General features: G+C 58.8%; 17 protein-coding genes and 5 pseudogenes. 16 read left to right on the top strand and 6 right to left on the bottom strand.

Going from position 1 to position 16739, the window contains the following annotated elements; translation table 11 throughout:
• Position 1 precedes the first annotated feature (1 nt).
• Positions 2-565: a glycosyltransferase family 2 protein gene (locus tag HSR122_RS04030; protein ID WP_229111399.1), complete on the top strand. Its 564-nt coding sequence runs from the start codon at positions 2-4 to the stop codon at positions 563-565.
• 59 nt (positions 566-624) lie between these two features.
• Here the strand turns inward: HSR122_RS04030 and HSR122_RS04025 are convergent.
• A pseudogene (locus tag HSR122_RS04025) lies at positions 625-944 on the bottom strand (transposase); the annotation flags it as partial.
• A 281-nt stretch (positions 945-1225) separates the two neighbouring features.
• On the opposite strand from HSR122_RS04025, the gene HSR122_RS04020 reads away from it, so the two are divergent.
• From HSR122_RS04020 to HSR122_RS14990, 4 genes and pseudogenes are all read left to right on the top strand, one after another.
• Positions 1226-1432 (top strand): transposase, encoded by a 207-nt coding sequence (locus HSR122_RS04020; protein WP_229111398.1) that lies wholly within the window; start codon positions 1226-1228, stop codon positions 1430-1432.
• A gap of 66 nt (positions 1433-1498) precedes the next feature.
• Positions 1499-1825: pseudogene (locus HSR122_RS04015) on the top strand (ISH3 family transposase); the annotation flags it as partial.
• Positions 1826-1870: 45 nt separating this feature from the next.
• Entirely contained in the window at positions 1871-2965 is a 1095-nt protein-coding gene (locus tag HSR122_RS14995; RefSeq protein ID WP_229112176.1) for an IS630 family transposase, read from the top strand.
• Between the two features lie 6 nt (positions 2966-2971).
• A pseudogene (locus tag HSR122_RS14990) lies at positions 2972-3790 on the top strand (ISH3 family transposase); the annotation flags it as partial.
• 286 nt (positions 3791-4076) lie between these two features.
• On the opposite strand, the pseudogene HSR122_RS04000 reads toward HSR122_RS14990, so the two are convergent.
• A pseudogene (locus HSR122_RS04000) lies at positions 4077-4349 on the bottom strand (ISH6 family transposase); the annotation flags it as partial.
• 6 nt (positions 4350-4355) lie between these two features.
• Between HSR122_RS04000 and HSR122_RS03995 the strand changes: the two are divergent.
• The 8 genes and pseudogenes from HSR122_RS03995 to HSR122_RS03960 form a co-directional block, all read left to right on the top strand.
• A pseudogene (locus tag HSR122_RS03995) lies at positions 4356-4531 on the top strand (IS701 family transposase); the annotation flags it as partial.
• A 225-nt stretch (positions 4532-4756) separates the two neighbouring features.
• Complete coding sequence (locus tag HSR122_RS03990; RefSeq protein WP_229111397.1) at positions 4757-5929, top strand: glycosyltransferase family 4 protein; 1173 nt, start codon at positions 4757-4759, stop codon at positions 5927-5929.
• A complete protein-coding gene (locus tag HSR122_RS03985) occupies positions 5926-7122 on the top strand; it encodes a hypothetical protein (protein ID WP_229111396.1) in 1197 nt (398 codons plus the stop codon). The genes HSR122_RS03990 and HSR122_RS03985 overlap by 4 nt, the downstream gene beginning before the upstream one ends.
• On the top strand, positions 7119-8279 hold the full coding sequence (locus HSR122_RS03980; RefSeq protein ID WP_229111395.1) for a glycosyltransferase family 4 protein: 1161 nt from the start codon (positions 7119-7121) through the stop codon (positions 8277-8279). The genes HSR122_RS03985 and HSR122_RS03980 overlap by 4 nt, the downstream gene beginning before the upstream one ends.
• Positions 8266-9294, top strand: a complete 1029-nt coding sequence (locus HSR122_RS03975; protein ID WP_229111394.1) for a hypothetical protein — start codon at positions 8266-8268, stop codon at positions 9292-9294. The genes HSR122_RS03980 and HSR122_RS03975 overlap by 14 nt, the downstream gene beginning before the upstream one ends.
• Positions 9295-9358: 64 nt before the next feature.
• The gene (locus tag HSR122_RS03970) at positions 9359-9559 is read left to right on the top strand and encodes a CopG family transcriptional regulator (RefSeq protein ID WP_229111393.1); all 201 of its coding nucleotides are present in this window, start codon (positions 9359-9361) and stop codon (positions 9557-9559) included.
• Positions 9560-9601: 42 nt separating this feature from the next.
• Positions 9602-11140 (top strand): alkaline phosphatase family protein, encoded by a 1539-nt coding sequence (locus HSR122_RS03965; protein WP_229111392.1) that lies wholly within the window; start codon positions 9602-9604, stop codon positions 11138-11140.
• On the top strand, positions 11137-11547 hold the full coding sequence (locus tag HSR122_RS03960; RefSeq protein WP_229111391.1) for a sulfatase-like hydrolase/transferase: 411 nt from the start codon (positions 11137-11139) through the stop codon (positions 11545-11547). Before HSR122_RS03965 ends, HSR122_RS03960 begins: the two co-directional genes overlap by 4 nt.
• Here the strand turns inward: HSR122_RS03960 and HSR122_RS03955 are convergent.
• A complete protein-coding gene (locus HSR122_RS03955; protein ID WP_229111390.1) occupies positions 11498-11920 on the bottom strand; it encodes a transposase in 423 nt (140 codons plus the stop codon). The two genes, HSR122_RS03960 and HSR122_RS03955, sit on opposite strands and share 50 nt — an antisense overlap.
• A 61-nt stretch (positions 11921-11981) precedes the next feature.
• On the opposite strand from HSR122_RS03955, the gene HSR122_RS03950 reads away from it, so the two are divergent.
• A complete protein-coding gene (locus tag HSR122_RS03950; RefSeq protein ID WP_229111389.1) occupies positions 11982-13154 on the top strand; it encodes an ISH3 family transposase in 1173 nt (390 codons plus the stop codon).
• A 148-nt stretch (positions 13155-13302) separates the two neighbouring features.
• Here HSR122_RS03950 and HSR122_RS03945 read toward each other — a convergent pair whose 3' ends face one another.
• Positions 13303-13956, bottom strand: coding sequence for a transposase (locus tag HSR122_RS03945; RefSeq protein WP_229111388.1), 654 nt, complete (start codon positions 13954-13956; stop codon positions 13303-13305).
• A 74-nt stretch (positions 13957-14030) separates the two neighbouring features.
• On the opposite strand from HSR122_RS03945, the gene HSR122_RS03940 reads away from it, so the two are divergent.
• Entirely contained in the window at positions 14031-15029 is a 999-nt protein-coding gene (locus tag HSR122_RS03940; RefSeq protein ID WP_324254649.1) for a sulfatase-like hydrolase/transferase, read from the top strand.
• Between the two features lie 21 nt (positions 15030-15050).
• Positions 15051-15968: a class I SAM-dependent methyltransferase gene (locus tag HSR122_RS03935; protein ID WP_229111386.1), complete on the top strand. Its 918-nt coding sequence runs from the start codon at positions 15051-15053 to the stop codon at positions 15966-15968.
• Positions 15969-15979: 11 nt separating this feature from the next.
• Here the strand turns inward: HSR122_RS03935 and HSR122_RS03930 are convergent, their stop codons facing one another.
• Together HSR122_RS03930 and HSR122_RS03925 are read right to left on the bottom strand one after the other, a co-directional pair.
• Positions 15980-16240 (bottom strand): hypothetical protein, encoded by a 261-nt coding sequence (locus HSR122_RS03930; RefSeq protein WP_229111385.1) that lies wholly within the window; start codon positions 16238-16240, stop codon positions 15980-15982.
• 6 nt (positions 16241-16246) lie between these two features.
• Entirely contained in the window at positions 16247-16558 is a 312-nt protein-coding gene (locus HSR122_RS03925) for a hypothetical protein (protein WP_229111384.1), read from the bottom strand.
• Positions 16559-16739: the final 181 nt, after the last annotated feature.

The following is a 16739-nucleotide window of genomic DNA, read 5'->3' as shown; positions in this document are numbered from 1 at the left end:
TATGATCGACTTCAACGACATATCGGTCGTCGTACCGACGAACAGAGATTCAGTAGTGACGCTGGAGACGGTTCCAGTAGAGGCGGAGGTACTTGTCCGCCGTGACGAGGGGCTGAATGTCGCTAGAAACGAAGGCGTGAAAGCGGCGGCGTCGGACTGGATCGTAATCGCCGACGACGATATACGATTCCCGTCTGACCTTGTTGTCGAAACAATCAATGAAATAGATCGAATGACGCTGGCAGGATTGGCAGACTTTCTTCCACTCCGCTGGGTTATCGGACGGCTCCTGATTTTTCACCGTGACCTCTGGGAGCGCGTCGGGGGTTTCGACGAGCGGAGACATCACGGTGGTGATACAGATTTCGCGATTCGTGTTGAGAAAGTCGGTGGGACTGTCAGGCGATTAGATCGCAAATCTGTGCCTCACTTCGACGAGGATACAGGTATCGGTATGAGTACGAGAGAGCACATTGAGTGGGCGACATACCTGCTCCGCAGGCACCCCTCAACGTTCGGACCCGTGGCCGCGAAGTTACTTTTCCGGAGGCTCGATCCGAGATGAAACTTCTGGCTCTCGTTGTGAAACTCGGGCTGTGTTGAATCGCTGTAAGGCGTTGGATTTCACTGTTTCACGGCTCGCTTGATATTGTAAACGACACACATCAGGGCAATCTCTCGGAATTCACGGAACCATGAACGTGCTCGCACGGCGAATCCGAGCGAGCGCTTGACTGCGGAGTTCACAGTCTCGTCATAGAGCGCTGATTGTAGCGTTGTTCGTCGATTCTGGCGTTGTGCGCGTGGTCGTACGGTGCGAAGATACGATGTTTGATCAGCAGTCTAATGTCGATATCGCGCAGTGATTCACGGAGTAACTGCTTGTCATAGCCTTTGTCGGCGGCTAGAGACCGCAGATCGCCCGCGTTAGGGCGGCGGATTCGTCACCATCACCAGTGACTCTTTTAGCAATCGGCACAACTTCTCCGATGAAGCGGGAGATTTGTGTCATGGACAACTCAGGTCTCCCGCTTCAACGCCTTTGATTTACTGACTCGTTCCGCCGCAGTCTAGTGATTCGACACAGCCTTTCGATGAGGCGTGGCCACAGCCCTTCGAGAACTCTCAGCGGATGTGGTCGTACGATCGCACCGTCCAGATAGAGAAACCGTTAGTAGCGGTGCCATGGCGGTCGATTGGCTTCTATGCGTTAACTGGCCAGAGCGTGATCACGTACAAAGATCGGTTAGTCAAGGAGACGATCGTTGAGGAGATCCGCGAGCAGAATCCGCGGGGCCAGATTCTGCTCGTGGCGGACAGCTATGGCTCCCATCATGCGAACCTCACCCAACAACGGGCCGACGAACTCGGCATCGAGTTCGTCTTCATCCCGCTGTACTCGCCGACGCTGAACGCGATCGAACCGCTGTGAAAAGACCCCAAGCGCGAGATTCAGTCGATCACATCGGGTTAGAGTAAGCGTCTGCTTGGGAGGAGTGTGGAAGCCAACCAAGCAGACAACGAGATAGAGGAAGAGCAGCTGCTTAATTTTGTCGTCAACAGCCTTGACGAGGAACTTGCGATAGATCTCGGTGAGAATGTCGAAGTCACGACGGAGAAACTGTACGAGGTCCTCGCCGGCGCCAGCGCCGGCGGGACCTCGATCAACCACGTCTGCGAAACAACAGACGACTCACCGCACGCCAACACTGTCCGGGGACATCTCACCGACAAGTTCGATCTTGATACTGTTGAGGCGGTTGGAGACTCGCTCCTCCAACGAGATGCGCTTGAGACACTGCCGGATCGACCGGTGGAGGTCGTTTAATGAGCGAGAAAACCTTTGTCGGTCGCGTTCGATTACAAAGCAATGAGCGGAGAGCGTCGAAAAGAGATCACGTATCATCTTTCGGAGGAGGAAATCGACGAGTTACTTCGTGAAGCCGAGGACGATCGTCGGAAAGGGCGGTTCGGGTTTCTGAAGAACCTCTATTACGGCGATTCGATTGCGGAAGCTGCCGACCGCGAGGGACGGTCGGCAGCGACCGGGAGGCGGTGGGCGGACGCCTGGAACGAAGGTGGGCTTGAGGGATTGATGCCGAGTTTCGGGGGCGGTCGGCCCCCGAAACTCGACGAAGACGAACAAGAAGAGCTATTAGAGATGCTTCGGGACGGCCAACCGTGGAAATCACAGGAGATTCAGCATCTTCTCAAAGACGAGTTCGGTGTCGAATATCATCCGGATTACCTCGGGAAATTTCTCCGTGATCTGGGCTTGTCCTACGCAAAACCCCGTCCGAAGCGTCCACATCGGCCGGAAAATCCAGAAGAGATTCTCGACGAGCGCGTCGCCGACGCGCTCGACGAGGATGACGGCCCTCACAACAGAGAGGAAGGAGACGACGAAGAAGGGTGGACTGTTGACGACGATGTTTGTACAGATGGTGGAACTGTTCTGGGATTTTTCGATGCGTCACAGCCGCAGCCGTACGATAATTCTCGCCGTGTCTGGTACGTAGACGATCCACACGTCGAACGGCCGTTAGTCAAGACAGAAGAGTCGGCGGTTGGATTCTACGCACTGAACGGGGAGAGTACGGTTCGCTGGAAAGAAACCGAGGAGAAGGAACGGATTTGCGAGGTGTTAGAAGCGGTCCGCGAGCAGAATCCCGGCAAGCGGATTCTGCTCGTCTTGGATAAGCACGGTTCACACGTCTGTGAATACACGCGCAAGCGTGCCCATCAACTCGGGATCGATCTCATCTTCCTTCCGTCAGGATCACCGCATCTCAACCCAATCGAGCAGGTCTGGAAATACCTCAAGTGGACGATGGCACCGATCATCGTCGAGGACGAAGACGAGTTCCACGAACTCGTCAAGGACGTGTTCGATCAGGTAACACAGCGAATCAGTTTTGCAAAAGACTGGTGTCAGAAGTTCCTCAATCTGCAAAAGTTTCCTTGATCATTAGCCGACCTCCACCTCGATCCCTACTACGGCGACGAAGACGAAACAGAAGCGCTGTACTTCTCGGAAGCGAAACGGGGAACAACGGCATTTCACGCGTATGCGACCCTTTACGCGCGGGTGCGTAACAAGCGGTACACGCTGGCGGTGCGCCAGCTCGTCGCTGGCGACACCACCAGTGATGTCCTCGCTGAGTTTCTTGAACTCCTCGACGGCCTTGACCTCGACGTCAAGGCCGTCTACCTCGATCGCGGATTCTACAACAGCACCTGTCTCGGACTGCTGTCTGCGCACAACTACGCCTACGTAATGCCGATCGTCAAGTGAGGCGAGACGATTCAAGAGGAACTCAGCACAGGCTGGAGCCGCGAGATCGAACACGATCTCGCCGGCGAGGTGACCTTTCCCGTGTTCATCGATTGCGTCTACCAGCAGGGACGATACGACGAACACGGGGTGGCGCGTCACGGCTACGCCGCTGACGCGCCGTTCATCGACACGCCACGGGATGCCCGAGAGCACTACAGCAAACGCTTCGGCATCGAGTCGAGCTACCGATTAGCCAAGCAGAGCCTCGCATTCACCAGTTCTCAGGACGCTGGACTACGGCTGGTGATGTTCGTCGTGAGTCTGTTGCTTCAGAACAGCTGGCGGTATCTCCACTGGAAGTACGTGGCGGCGCCCCGCTGCGGGGGGCGCCGCCTCTGGCAGTGGTCGTTCACGGAGTTCTGTGAGATGGTGCTGCGGGCCGCCTGGACAGCGCTTGGTGTGCGCAGAGCTGTTCCAGCGAACCAGTCACTCGACGACCGGTTCTTCCGGTAGCTGTCCACCGGTCCGGACAGCGGTCGTGAGTGGCGACGCTGTCGCGTCGGCGGCAGTCCGCCGCCGACAGCGACGGTCCATCCCGAAAATCACGCCCACCCGCGCTTCGAAGACGCTCCACAACCAGTTCGATCTAATTCACCGCCATCAGACAAGATTACGCGGCTGTCGATGTGATCGACTGAGATTTCACCAACCATCTTCGAAGGGAAAGACCACTTCAGAGAGTTCGTCACCGAGACGTTCCTTCTGAGCCATCGGCTCAGCTTCGCTGCTGACTGGATCGAGAGGTTCCTTCCAGATATTCAGAGGTTACAGTGATCATTCCGTGGATCGCCGCGAACCCTTCATCTGGACGGTGTTTGGCGACCGAGTTCTTCAGATGGAACACCTCGTCGATCACCTCTGAGACGATCTCGTTCCGCTGGTCCAGAGAGAACACACCGTCATCCCAGAGGTTGTAGTCAAGCGTCCGGCTGACGTGAACAAAATCAAGTTGGTGATTGCGATTTTCGTCGGTAAATGCCGTGACGATACCCTCATCAGCGTCACTGACGACCAACCAGTTTGGGGCCGGAATCTTATCTACTCGCTCTACACTGACGACAAAACATCCTATTCACTGGTGTTTCGCCAGTACGAGAAAGGAGACAAAGTACGTACGATCGCCCCCGAGAGATGGCCACAGAACTGGAAGAAGAGGTGGGTGTCCGAAGGTACATCTACATCTTTGACTCGTGGTGCACCCTGATTTTAGGCTGATCATGCATATTGAATGTTACGATGGGGGAATAAAGGAATTTTATTATCGTCCCATTTTGTACGTTAGCTTTAGGGAAGTCCGTGATCTCTCTCATCTGTTCTTGATACCGCCTACGTCACGTTCCCTACTTCAACGTGCAAAGCAGAGTGATCGTGTAGAGTCGAGACAATAATTCTTTTATCAATCCCAGCAAAAACGCGTTTGTGAAAGTTTGTACAGTTGCGCCGGCGTTCAACCGGCATGGCGGGGTACCATACGTCGCCCGCAATATCGTCGATGAACTCGATGACCGGGGCATCGAAAACTGGGTCATCACCGATCGAGAGCGGGAATCGGACGTGTCTCCGGAGCTGTCCGACGACGTGGAAATCCGGACAATTAAGCGTACCGACCGGCTATTTCCGCTGAACATCCTCGCCTTTGCCGTTCGCGCGCTCCCGACACTGTCAAAATTGGACGACACCCACGAGTTCGATCTGATTCATATGCACGGGAACTACATCATGTTGCCCGTGCTCGCCGACCTGCTCGGGAAGGTCGACGCCCCGTTGATTGAGACTGCTCACGGAACATATCTCAACGAGATCCGATCCTTTCGGGACTACCCATCTTTCGACCAGAAGTGGAAGTACTGTACGGGCGTCTATCTCGATCACCTGATCCAGAAGTACGGGAGCCGGTTCGCCGATCACGTCCACACCGTTGCCGAACGCTCCGTCCCCGAACTCGCCGAGATGGGGATTGACCCCGATCGGGTGGTCGCGATCCCCAACGGCGTCGGCCTCGCAGAGTTCGACCAGGAGACCCCAGCTGAGGATGTCCGCGCGTCCTACGGCCTGGAGGATGCGACCGTCGCAGTCTCGGTCGGCAGTGCAATCCCCCGGAAGGGCGTCCACACACTCGTTGAGGCTACTCCGATGCTCCGCGAGCACGACCCAAACGCACACGTCGTCCATGTCGGTGGCCACGGCCACGCGGGCTACGCCGACTACCTCAAGGACCGAATTGCCGAACTCGGCGTCGCGGACGCGGTGACGCTGACCGGACGGGTGCCTCGCGAGGAACTACTCGGATGGTTCGAAACCGCCGACGTGGCCGTCTCAGCAGCTTTCTCAGAGGGGTGTCCGATCAACGTCCTCGAAGCGGCCGCAAGCGGGTCGACCGTCGTTGCGACCGATGTCGCGGGCGCACCAGATGTCCTCGGCGAGCACGGTATCTACACCGAGCCGGGTGACCCCGAGGACCTCGCCGATGCCATTGCCGAAGGATTCGAGACTGACACCGGGGCGGCGCTCCGCCGGCGCATCGAAGAACAGTTCACCTGGGAGCATATCGTGGATCGACTGTTCGAGCGGTTCGAGGAGTGGTCTCGATGATAAACAACGGTCGTATCGCCTCCGAAGCCGTCCAAGCGGTCTCGGCCGATCTGACCTACGCGTTCTACGACCACCCGCGATACGAGCCACCAAAAGCCTACGAAGAGGCCCGTGAGACGTTTCTCGAACGTATCGCCGATGTTCCGGGCGTCGTCTCTGTGTACGAGTCCGGGACGGGAGGGATCTCAAGGCCAGGTATCTCCGACATTGACCTGATTGTCGTCGTTGAGGACGAAGTCGACGATCCGGCGGCACTGCGTGAGGGGATCGAAGCCGCGAAGACCGACGAGTATTATTTCTTCCACGGGCCCGAAGTGCTCACCCGATCGGCATTTCCCGAGTACTACAACGTCCTCCCGATGCCCAAAGACCTCCAACATCACTACGGTGAATCTCTCGATTACCAAAAGAATCAAGACCGGTTCAACTACTTGGTATACCTAGTCGACTCGGTGATGACGACCTACCCGATGGAGTTCCTCGAACTACTCTTGTTCCCGGGCCCGTCGGTTGATCACCACCGTCTTAATATCGTTCTGAGCGACGCGTTCGACCTGCTCGTCCCCGGGCCGATAGCCGAGCAGTTTGCGGTCGATCTGGACACACGGTTCGCAGTCCACCGTATGAATTCGCTGCGCAACGATATGATGCTGTTTTCGGAAATCACCGAGCGCGAGACGCCGACGCTTGACGCATTCGACGCGTCGATCACCGACCTCCGGGAGCGGTGGTTCGAGTTGGACCGGCCGGATCGAGAGACGCTGCTGGTCGAGCGGCTGCAAGACGCCGTTACCGCCTGTTTCGCGTTCGTCGAGCACCTCAACGCCCATCTCGCCGACATCGGTGTGCAGGTGCCGGCGACCGAGCTGACGGTTCGATCTCACGAAACGCGCCACAACGAGTTCCGGCCCGACTGGTCGGCCTCAACTGCCGAGCGCAAGACCTGCGAGTACTACCGCGAAGGGCGCGTCAGAACAGTCGTTTTGCCCCAATCAGTGACAGTCAACAAGCGCCTCCGCGGGAACGAACCCGTGACAGCACCTAAGGCCTATCGGACGGCACTGGACAACCGCGACAGGTCGAAGCGACAGCGCGACGCCGCGATGGCCGCTTACAAGTATCACCCGTTGCGCGCCTGGTACATGCGCGTGATGGGTACGTTGTTCGGGCTCAAGACCCGGCTCGTCCGATGAGCGTGGCAGATGTCTGTGTGGTCGGGTACGGCTTGCATCCCCCATGGAGCGAGGGGACCCGGGTGTTGACCCGTGATCAGATGCGAGCGCTCGCAAATTATCCCATCGAGGTGCGCGGCGTCTCGACGATTCGTCGCGGGGCGACACCTGTGAGGGAGTTCAAAATGGAATATGCCCATGAGTCCAGACTCGGCGATCTCGTTGAGGCCCTCGGTGGCTACCGGTACAATCGGGATGCAGTGATGTTCGCCCGTCTAGCTTGGCGGGTCGGCAAACGGCTCGCTCGAGATGACCCCGACGTCCTCCATCTCGGATTCGCGAGCCACAGTCTCTTTTCGTTATTGAACGATCTCGTCGGCGACGCGGCCGTCGTCGCCCAAACGTTCGGTGGCATCGAACACGGTCGACTGCTGGAGGCACTGGACACGCCCAGTCGGGTCGACGCGTACGTCTCGACGACCGATGCCGATCTCACAGCGCTCGAATCGATTGGCGTTCCCGCGGCAAACTGCCACGGGATCGACCCACCGATCTTCCTCGACCGCTTCGGCGATATAGATCAGTCAGCTGCGCGCGACCAGTTCGATCTTCCGGACGACGCGTTCGTCGCGGGCTATTTTGGCAACGTCAACGAGTCGCGATTCCCCTATACAGTCGCGGAAGCATTAGATTCGTTTGCCGCCAACGCGAGCGTTGAAGGCTTCGTCGTAACAAAACAGATTGAAGATCGCGACGTGCGCGACCTAGAGCATCTAACAGTCCACACCGGTAACCTCTCCGATGCCGAGAAACGTGCCGCATACGCTGCCGCCGATGTCTGGACGTTCCCGTTCCGTGAGTTGGGCGTCGAGGGAGCTCCAGCGATCGATCCGCCGCTGACGCTACTGGAGGCGATGGCTAGCGGTCGGCCTGTCGTCGCGACCGATACGCTCTCAATGGGCGAGGCCGTCGTCGATGCCGAGAACGGGTATCTCATTCAGCCTGGCGATCCGTCGGCGCTTGTCGACCGCCTCCAGACGTTGCGATCCGACTCCGGGGCGTGCGAGCGTCTCGGGAGGGCGGCTCGCCGGACGATCCGCGAGCGATACAGCCCCTCGGCGGCCGCCGACAGACTCGTCGAGATCTATGAACACGCCCAAACCCATGCACGCAACTGAGACCTACGACATCCACGACTTCGTGAGCGTCAGGACGAACACCGATCTGCCGATCCCCGACGCCTTCGCCGGCGGGTCCGGAGCTGCCGACCGCGTGATCGAGATCGAGTGCCGGACTGACTGGTCACCCTCACCGCCCGCGAACGCCCGTCGACTCGCAAGTCACCGCTTTTGGATCGAAGGTGACACGCTGACCGTCCGCTACCCCTCGACTCCGACCCGCAAGCCAGTCGCTCTCGAAATTTCGGGCCTCGGAGCTGATCGGACACGGGTCTTGTTCACGCCGGCATTCCGCGACCAGTCGGGAATCGGTGACATCGTCGAAGGCATCCTAACGGCTGCGCTACTCGATGCCGGTGTCGCGCTGATACATGCCGGGGCAATCGTCGAGAACGGTCGCGCAACAGTGCTGACCTCAATGGGGCGGATGGGAAAGACCTCGACGATACTGACGTTGCTTCGCGAGTCGGCCAATCTGGGATACATGGGCGACAACATCTGTTTGATCGACGCGTCGGGGACAGTTTACGGCTGGCCGGCCACACTCGGCGTGTTCCCCGGAACGGCCGTTGAGGATACCCAACTTCCCGCAGGGGCTCGACGGCGCGTCCGGCTTAAGCGCTTGATCGGGCGTTCGGAACTGCTCTCAGCGGCACTGTTACACACGTTCTCGATCGACCTCTCGGAGAATCTGCCCCCCGAGGCAGTCGCCGAGAGCGTGGTCGATCGCGCCCCGATCGGTCGCGTGTTCGTCCTGAACGGCGGCCGGACCGCCAAGATGCGGACGCTGGCGACCGACGACGCGACCGCCCGCATCGCGACCGGGACGGACATGGAACTCGATCCCACGGAGTATCACCTCTCGCTGTACGCGTTCGCCGCTGGCGACCATCGCGTCCACCCCTCGATCCTAAAAAAGCGACGACGGACGATCCTCTCCGAGGCGTTAGCGGACGTCCGCGTCCAAGAGTTGTTCGCCGACGGCGTCGCGGACTACGTCGAGGCAGTGCGGTGACGGGTCGAAACGGCCGGGGGCGGCGATCGAAACGGATTTGCCGCTTGAGAGAGCGCACTCAATCATGGCGACAGTCACGATCCCGGACGATCTCCACGATCGTATCGATGACCATCGCGATCCCGAGTCCTTCGACTCAGTCGACGAGTACGCCACATTTGCACTGAGTGAAATCCTCGACCAGTTCGAGGGACGGGCGGACGCGACCGCGGGCGATCAGGACGAAGTGATGGACAAACTCCGAGACCTGGGCTACCTAGAGTGAGATACGAACGTTTTTGACTCTCGTAACAGAAACTCGAAACCGATGGACGCGCTCGTAATCGGTCTCGATGGGGCGACGTACAACGTTCTCTCGGGTCTCATCGAGGAGGGACGACTCCCCACGCTCGCCGGACTCATCGAGAACGGCGTGTCGGGCACGCTCGACTCGACAGTCCCGCCGGCGACGTACCCTGCCTGGAAGTGTTACTCGACCGGCCAGCACCCGACGAAACTTGGGTTTCACAGCTTCCTCAGCTTTCAGGAGGGTGACCTCGAACCCGCGTCGACGTCGGCTCCCGAAATCTGGAACTACGTTTCCGAAGCGGGCCGAACTGCCGCCTCGATCAACATGCCGACCACCTATCCCGCCTCTGAGATCAATGGATTCATGACGGCGGGCTACGTCATTGGCGGCGAGGACTGGGTCTACCCGCCTGAGCTTAAGGGGGGCCTGCAGCGCGAGTTTGACTATCGGCCGGAAGTCGAATTTCCTGTCCACACGGAACTGCTCGCCGACGACACAACTGACGCCCGCGAGCAGATCCGCTCGATCATGCAGAGCCGGTTTGATCTCGCGACGTTCGCCGTCGACGAACTCGATCTTGATTTCCTGCAGTTGACGATGTACTACACCGATACCTACCAGCATTTCTTCTGGAATCAGCCGGAGATTCTCCACGAGATGTGGGAGTACGTCGATCGTGAACTGGGCAAACTCCTCGATCGAATCGACGACACGAACGTCTTTGTCGTCTCCGATCACGGCTTCGAGAGTCTCGACACCGGAATCTTCTATTTGAATCGGTGGCTCGAACGCGAAGGACACCTTACCCTCGAAGCCGGTGGGGCGTCGGGGCTGTTCGAGAAGCTATCACTCGACACACAGACACTGGCATCATGGCTCGACCGCCTCCACTTGATGGGGGTCGTGCGAACGGTCGTCCCCGACGAGACCCGTCGGAAAGTCCCCAACCCTCGCGGTGAGATCGGCGTTGATCAGCTCTCAGAGCGAATCGTCTGGGACGATAGCGATGCGGTCATGTACGGCGGAGGGATTTTCCTCAATGCCGACCGGCTGGGATCGCGGTACGAGACCTTCCGCACGGACCTGATGGAGCAACTGTGCTCGATCACCTCGCCCGAAACCGGCGATCCGGTGCTCGTCGACGCGTATCGACCCGAAGAACTCTACGAGTCGAATTCACCGCCACGCGACGACGACGAGGTACCCGACATATTGTTGTTGCCCAGAGACGATGGCTTCGTGAGTCCCGCGTATGCGTCCGACTGCTGGAACACGACCGACCTGGAAGGCCGCTGGAGTGTTCACGCCAAGCCCGGCATATTTATCGCGTCGGGCCCTGACGTTCAAGCCGGAGCGTCGGCCGACCTGGAGATCTTCGACGTGGCTCCGACGGTGTTGCACGCGATGGGCCTGCCAGTAGCCGACGCGATCGACGGTGACGTTCGTCGGGATATCTTCGCGCCGGGGAGCGATCCCGCCGAACGGCCGGTCCGCGAGCGAGACCAGCGCAAAGAGATCGCCCAGGTGATCAAGCAGTCCTCACTCACGGATCGATGACGTCGAGCGCTGGACCCAATATCGCCATCGTCGTCCTCGATACCCTTCGCAAGGACGCCTTCGACGAGTACTTCGATTGGCTCCCGGGGACACGGTACGAGCAAGCCTGGTCGACGTCGAACTGGACCGTCCCCGCCCACGCGAGTCTGTTCACCGGGGAGTACCCATCGACAGTCGAGACGCATGCCAAACGGAAAGTGCTCGATCACGATGCACCGACACTCGCCGAGAGTCTCCAGGCCGAGGAGTACCGGACGCGAGGAATCAGTGCCAACGTCCACGTGTCGAGCGCGTTCGACTTCGATCGTGGGTTCGACGAATTTTACGAACTGGGATGGCGGGCGTGCAGAAGGGTTCTCATAGCTCAACAATCGGACTTGCGATGTCACCTCCTCGTTCGTGGTTAGCGATGACAACAGCCAAACGGAGACAGAGAGCGACGAAGACGTGAGTTTTTGCCCGTTCTCGGCCTCGGACTTTCGGAGTCCCGAGGCCGAGATCCTTGCACACGCCAATTGCTGTTTCGACCTGTGACCGGTTATCGTAGGTATCCTCAAGCTGCTTTTCCCAGACGCGGACAGTGTCGCTATGCTCCTTGATTCGTTTCTGGATGCGGTACTCGATATCCGGTGGATCATTTGTGTTCCGTGGATTGTACGGAACCACTGGCACGACACCTGCTTCAATCAGGTCGTCGTGCCAGTCCAACATATCGAACTCTGCGTCACCAACGAACGTGACTGGCAGTTTGACGGCGAGCGCATCCTCGGTACTTCCCAACCGGCGTAATCAGCGGAATTGAATCGCCGAGTTAACAACGAGAAAGTGTCTGGATCTGGATGTGTTCAAGATCCCCGATCCAGACGGTTACCTTTCGGCATCGGACGTGAAAGACGTAGCGGAAGAAGTCATTACTCCACTCCCGTTGCCGGGTGTCGAGGGGAGCCCCCTCGACCCCGGCGACATCTGGCTCGTCGTCATCTTGGCTTGCGTCAACCAGACCTCAATCTGGGAAACCTGCAACGACACCAACGGAACGCCGTGTGACGACACTGTCTTCACATGGCTCCATACGCTCGACCGAGCGTGGCTCGAGTTCGTCGCTAACCGTCTGCTCGGACGCCTCGCCATGACGATTCTCGACCCTGACCGGTCGAGAATCGTCTCCATCGACTTCATCGATAACCCCTATCATGGCGAGCACTACGCCGACGACGGCGAACTCTGCTCGATGGCTCCCAAGGACGGGACAACTACCTGCCACCGCTATTGCACGGCCTACGTCGTCTCCAACAAGAAGCCGGTGACGCTGGCGATGACGTATGTCCGCAGTGACGAAGATGAGGCTGACGCGGTCGAGCGCGTGCTCGCCCGCGTCGAGAACTACCCCTTCGAGATCGACCTGCTGCTTGCCGACAGCGGATTCTACAACGAACGCGTCATCCGCCGTGCTCGTGATATCGCCGCAACGGTCGTTCACGTGCCCAAGAAGGGCGAACGCATGAAGGACAAACTCGACGTCCACAAGTCGTACATGACGACCTATCGTATGTACAAAGACAGCGAGCGGGAACTGCGCTTCCCGCTCGCGGTCGCTGTCTCCTACCAAAACGGTGATCGCGGCAAGCACGGTGAGGTTGTCCGTGGCTACGTCGCGTGCGGCGTTACTGATCGCTCGGCCAAGCAGGTCGAACGCCTCTACAGGAAGCGGTCAGGCATTGAAACAACCTATCGCTTGCTGCGGCAAGCACGCGGGATCACGACGACACGTGATCCAATCGTGCGGTTTGCGATTATGCTCGTCGCGGCACTGCTGGAGAACCTGTGGCTCGTGCTGAGGTGGGCGGTCGTCGCCCGCCCGCGGCGGGGCGGGCGCGACCTGCCCGAGGAGTTCACGTTCAAGACGTTCTGTGACTGGATTCGGCACGAACTGGAAGAGGAGTTACACCGCCGGTGGAAGATCAAAGCGAACGGGGTTGGTGTGCCAGCGTCACAGGCAACGGCAGCGGGCTGACTGGGGTCAGCCCACAGCCTATTCGTTGGGCGGTGAGCACCAGCTGTCGGCAGAGACCGTCGAAGTCCGGGTGAGATCGTCTGTTTGGAGTGGTGAATTAGACTTGTCTTGATCTACGCAGCGGTAGCAGCCGAGACTGACCGCCAAATCATACAGAAAGTGATTGTTTCGCGGCGTTCAGGCAGCATCCTCTCGACTCGTTCGGGAAGTAACGATCCTGTGTGATGCGCCTCGCCGTCTCTTTGTCCACGGATTTCTCATCTGTGAACTCTGCGGCAATCGGGATGTTGTTGTCGGTCGTCACAAGACAGCAACCGTAGCCGTAGTACGTCTCCTCAGCTGTACTGTCGTAGTTCCACGAGGCATCCTCGTCCGGGCGAGGCGCCCGGACATCGGTGCCGTCAATCCGGAAGCAAGAACCCAGCTCAACCCGAACAAGCACCTGCTGAAGAATTCGTGAGAAGACTTCCTCAACGACACCAGAAAGATCGTCGATAAACCGGCCAATCGTCCGCCGTGACGGCGGTCGCTTGAACTCACAGACACGCCAGACATCATCGTTGGTGAGTTCTTGCGCCATCGCTTCTGGTTCGTAGATGCTGTTGTAGAAGCAGTGAAGCAATCCTCGAAACAGTTCAGGTGGATGGAAATCCCGCGTTCGCCCCCGCGGATCGGGGGCGAACACGGGGAATTTATAGAGAAACTGGAGATCAAGATGTTCGAACAGTGCTGTTATCTCGGTTTCCAGTGATTTCAAGACCTCTGTGATCGTACCTTGGTGTGGCAGGGTAGTGGTTGACACATCTCACTGTCCCTGCCTCATCTCCGAGAGAGTTCCTATCGATCCTCCAGAATCACTGATCAGCCAGTAGAGCCGTGCTAACTATTCTGCACGCCCGCCAACTGGGATTCGATAATCGGTTCCGTCCCCGAAACGCATTCGACTGGCGGGCGTTCCTGTACGAACACGACCCTGGCCCAGGCCGGTACGCCTGGGCAGTCCGGGAGGCGATTACCGCCGAGGAGTCGACCATCAGGACCCTGGCGCGTGGCGGACGGCTGGCCCTTGATGCGGACGGCCCGCTCGGTCCCAATCGGGTCGAAAGCGACATCGTCGGGGCGATCAAATGTCTCGAAAGACTCTCATTCGATTCCTCGGGCGAATTTCTCTTCGTGAACGTCACGACAACACACTCTCCGTACGATACACCAGTGAACCAGGAACGCGGCACGGTCGCCTCGGTCACAGGCCTCGTGGACGCCCTAACGGGTGATCCGTCGGTCGAAGCCCACCGAACTGCCTATTACGATGCCGTCGAGTACCTGAGCGAGAGCTATCGGCAGATGTTCGATCTGCTCGATCGGGAGTTCGAATACGTCATTACTACTAGCGATCACGGGGAACTCCTCGGAGAATACGGACATTGGGCCCACGAATACGGGCTCTATCCGGAGTTGACGCAGATTCCGCTCGTCGTCTCTGGGATGGACGAGCGTGTTCCGGAGCCGATCTCCCTCCGGGACGTGAACGGGCTAGTTCGACTACTCTCGGGAAACGATCGGGAGAGCATACCGACCGACGACGCATCCGGGGGCCACTACACCGAATATCACGGCTTGTTGCCCGCCAGACGGAACACCCTGCTCGATGCAGGAGTTGCAGTAGAGACGGTCGACCGGTACGACGAGGGACTGGCTGGATACGTCGACCACTCTGGGTCATATACGTACCAGAGTGACGACGGTATCGTTGGAGGCGATTCGGCATCGGTCGTCGATCGGATCACCGACCGAGCGCTCGATACGACCGGTCGCGAGCACCGAGGCGTCGATCGTGCGACTGAGGAGCGCCTCGATGCAATGGGATATATTTGACCAGGGTGATTACTGTCACAGATGGACACCCCCAAGGCTCCGACCTGTCCGGTCTGTTCTGTCGAGATGGATGAATTCACTACTGCACTCGACCGTCGGTACGACACGACACCGGACGACCGCTTCGAAGTGCTGAAATGTGAGATCTGCGGGCTGGAGCGGACCCTGATCGGCGATGCAGACCTGGATGAGTTCTATCCCTCGACGTACACGCCACACAGCCACCAGTCAGCATCCCAGTCAGGGCTCCAACGCGTGTACGGGCGCTTCCTCTCGACGATCGATCAGGCGGTGGGATTCGACGATCTGAGTGAGTTCGTCAATCAGATCGCCGAAAGTGGAACCGTCCTCGACGTCGGCTGTGGCAGTGGTGAACTGCTCGCAGACCTCGACGAACTCGGGTATGACGTGACCGGGTGTGACGTGTCTAGCGATGCCGCTCGTGTGGCGGCAGACCGAGGCTACGACATCGACATCGGACGACTCCCCGATTGCTCCTATCCTGACGATGCCTTCGATGTGGTCTGTTTCGAACACTCCTTCGAACACGTCGCCGACCCGATCGGATACCGACAGGAAGTCCATCGGATTCTCAGACCGAACGGGTCCGTCGTGATCGAAGTACCCAATCCAGCGTCGATCGCGGCACGCGTGTTCGGCGAGTACTGGTGTGAACGAGAAGTTCCCCGGCACGTCTTCAACTGGCCACCAGAGGCACTCCAGTCGTTTTTCGAGGCAGGAGGATTTCGGACTGACGAGATCGAACACTCCGGGTCACCACGGGCACTCCGAAACTCTTTGCGGTACTGGCTTGCGGACCGCGGAATCGATACGCCACGAGTGGACCTCCTCGATCCGGTGTTGATGTGGCCGACGGCCCTCACCGCGATTGTGAACGGAGGCGAACGGTACCGCGTCGCCTTCTCGGCCACCGAGTGACGACCAGAGCTTCAGGCGGGCAGGTCAAGGTCAGTCGAGACGTCGATCGTCTGAAACAGTCGGACGACAATCAGCCCAAAGAGGAGTGCGACGCCGTAGACCGAAGGCTGGAGCCAGCCGATCAGCCAGAAGTGTCGTTCGATCCCCAGAAGGAGTTCCGGACCGAGTTTCGTGATCGCCTCGATCGCACGGTGGTCGACCTGTACGAGCACGAGAGAGACGCCGAGGAGTGCGATCCGGGGACGCTCGCGGCCGAGTTCGTGGACCGCCATCAGGAGTTAGACCGGGATCAGCACGTTGAGGACGTGGATGTTGGGGCTGGGAGTGACGATCACCATCGTCACCAGTCCGAGGACGAACACGAGTCGGTCGGTGTGTTCGGCGTCCGACCAGCGGGCCAGCACGGCGAGCGCGACGACACCGACGATAGTGATGCCACGAACGACCATATCGAACTCACCGAACGCGAACAGTGGCTCGTACTGTCCTGTCGGCCACTGACTCGGGGGCAATTGTTCGCTTCGGCCGCCGCTGATCGTCGCGACATACGCCAGATGGGTTTCGACACCGAACACCGCGAGACCAGACACCATGACATCGCTGAGCATCCGTCTTTAACTACTTGACTTCGCACGTTATCTCGTTTGAGCGCGTATAGAGCGTGTGAACCGTGGATGCTGCCGATAACGTCGTTCCTGTCGTGTACTGAACCAATCGACCAGTTCGAGTGTTTCTCAACACGGCAGAAACATCATGCCAAAACCTACGTCA

The organism is Halapricum desulfuricans (genome assembly GCF_017094525.1).
In the GTDB taxonomy this organism is placed as follows: domain Archaea; phylum Halobacteriota; class Halobacteria; order Halobacteriales; family Haloarculaceae; genus Halapricum; species Halapricum desulfuricans.
Note: the sequence above shows the minus strand (reverse complement) of the source record. Positions and strands in the feature narration are given on the sequence as shown.

What these genes read in the sequence shown, in the direction of transcription:
- HSR122_RS04030 (WP_229111399.1), top strand. Translation starts at nt 2, where the DNA reads ATGATCGACTTCAACGACATATCGGTCGTCGTACCGACGAACAGAGAT.
- HSR122_RS14995 (WP_229112176.1), top strand. Translation starts at nt 1,871, where the DNA reads ATGAGCGGAGAGCGTCGAAAAGAGATCACGTATCATCTTTCGGAGGAG.
- HSR122_RS03985 (WP_229111396.1), top strand. Translation starts at nt 5,926, where the DNA reads ATGATAAACAACGGTCGTATCGCCTCCGAAGCCGTCCAAGCGGTCTCG.
- HSR122_RS03980 (WP_229111395.1), top strand. Translation starts at nt 7,119, where the DNA reads ATGAGCGTGGCAGATGTCTGTGTGGTCGGGTACGGCTTGCATCCCCCA.
- HSR122_RS03975 (WP_229111394.1), top strand. Translation starts at nt 8,266, where the DNA reads ATGCACGCAACTGAGACCTACGACATCCACGACTTCGTGAGCGTCAGG.
- HSR122_RS03970 (WP_229111393.1), top strand. Translation starts at nt 9,359, where the DNA reads ATGGCGACAGTCACGATCCCGGACGATCTCCACGATCGTATCGATGAC.
- HSR122_RS03965 (WP_229111392.1), top strand. Translation starts at nt 9,602, where the DNA reads ATGGACGCGCTCGTAATCGGTCTCGATGGGGCGACGTACAACGTTCTC.
- HSR122_RS03960 (WP_229111391.1), top strand. Translation starts at nt 11,137, where the DNA reads ATGACGTCGAGCGCTGGACCCAATATCGCCATCGTCGTCCTCGATACC.
- HSR122_RS03935 (WP_229111386.1), top strand. Translation starts at nt 15,051, where the DNA reads ATGGACACCCCCAAGGCTCCGACCTGTCCGGTCTGTTCTGTCGAGATG.
- HSR122_RS03930 (WP_229111385.1), bottom strand. Translation starts at nt 16,240, where the DNA reads ATGGCGGTCCACGAACTCGGCCGCGAGCGTCCCCGGATCGCACTCCTC.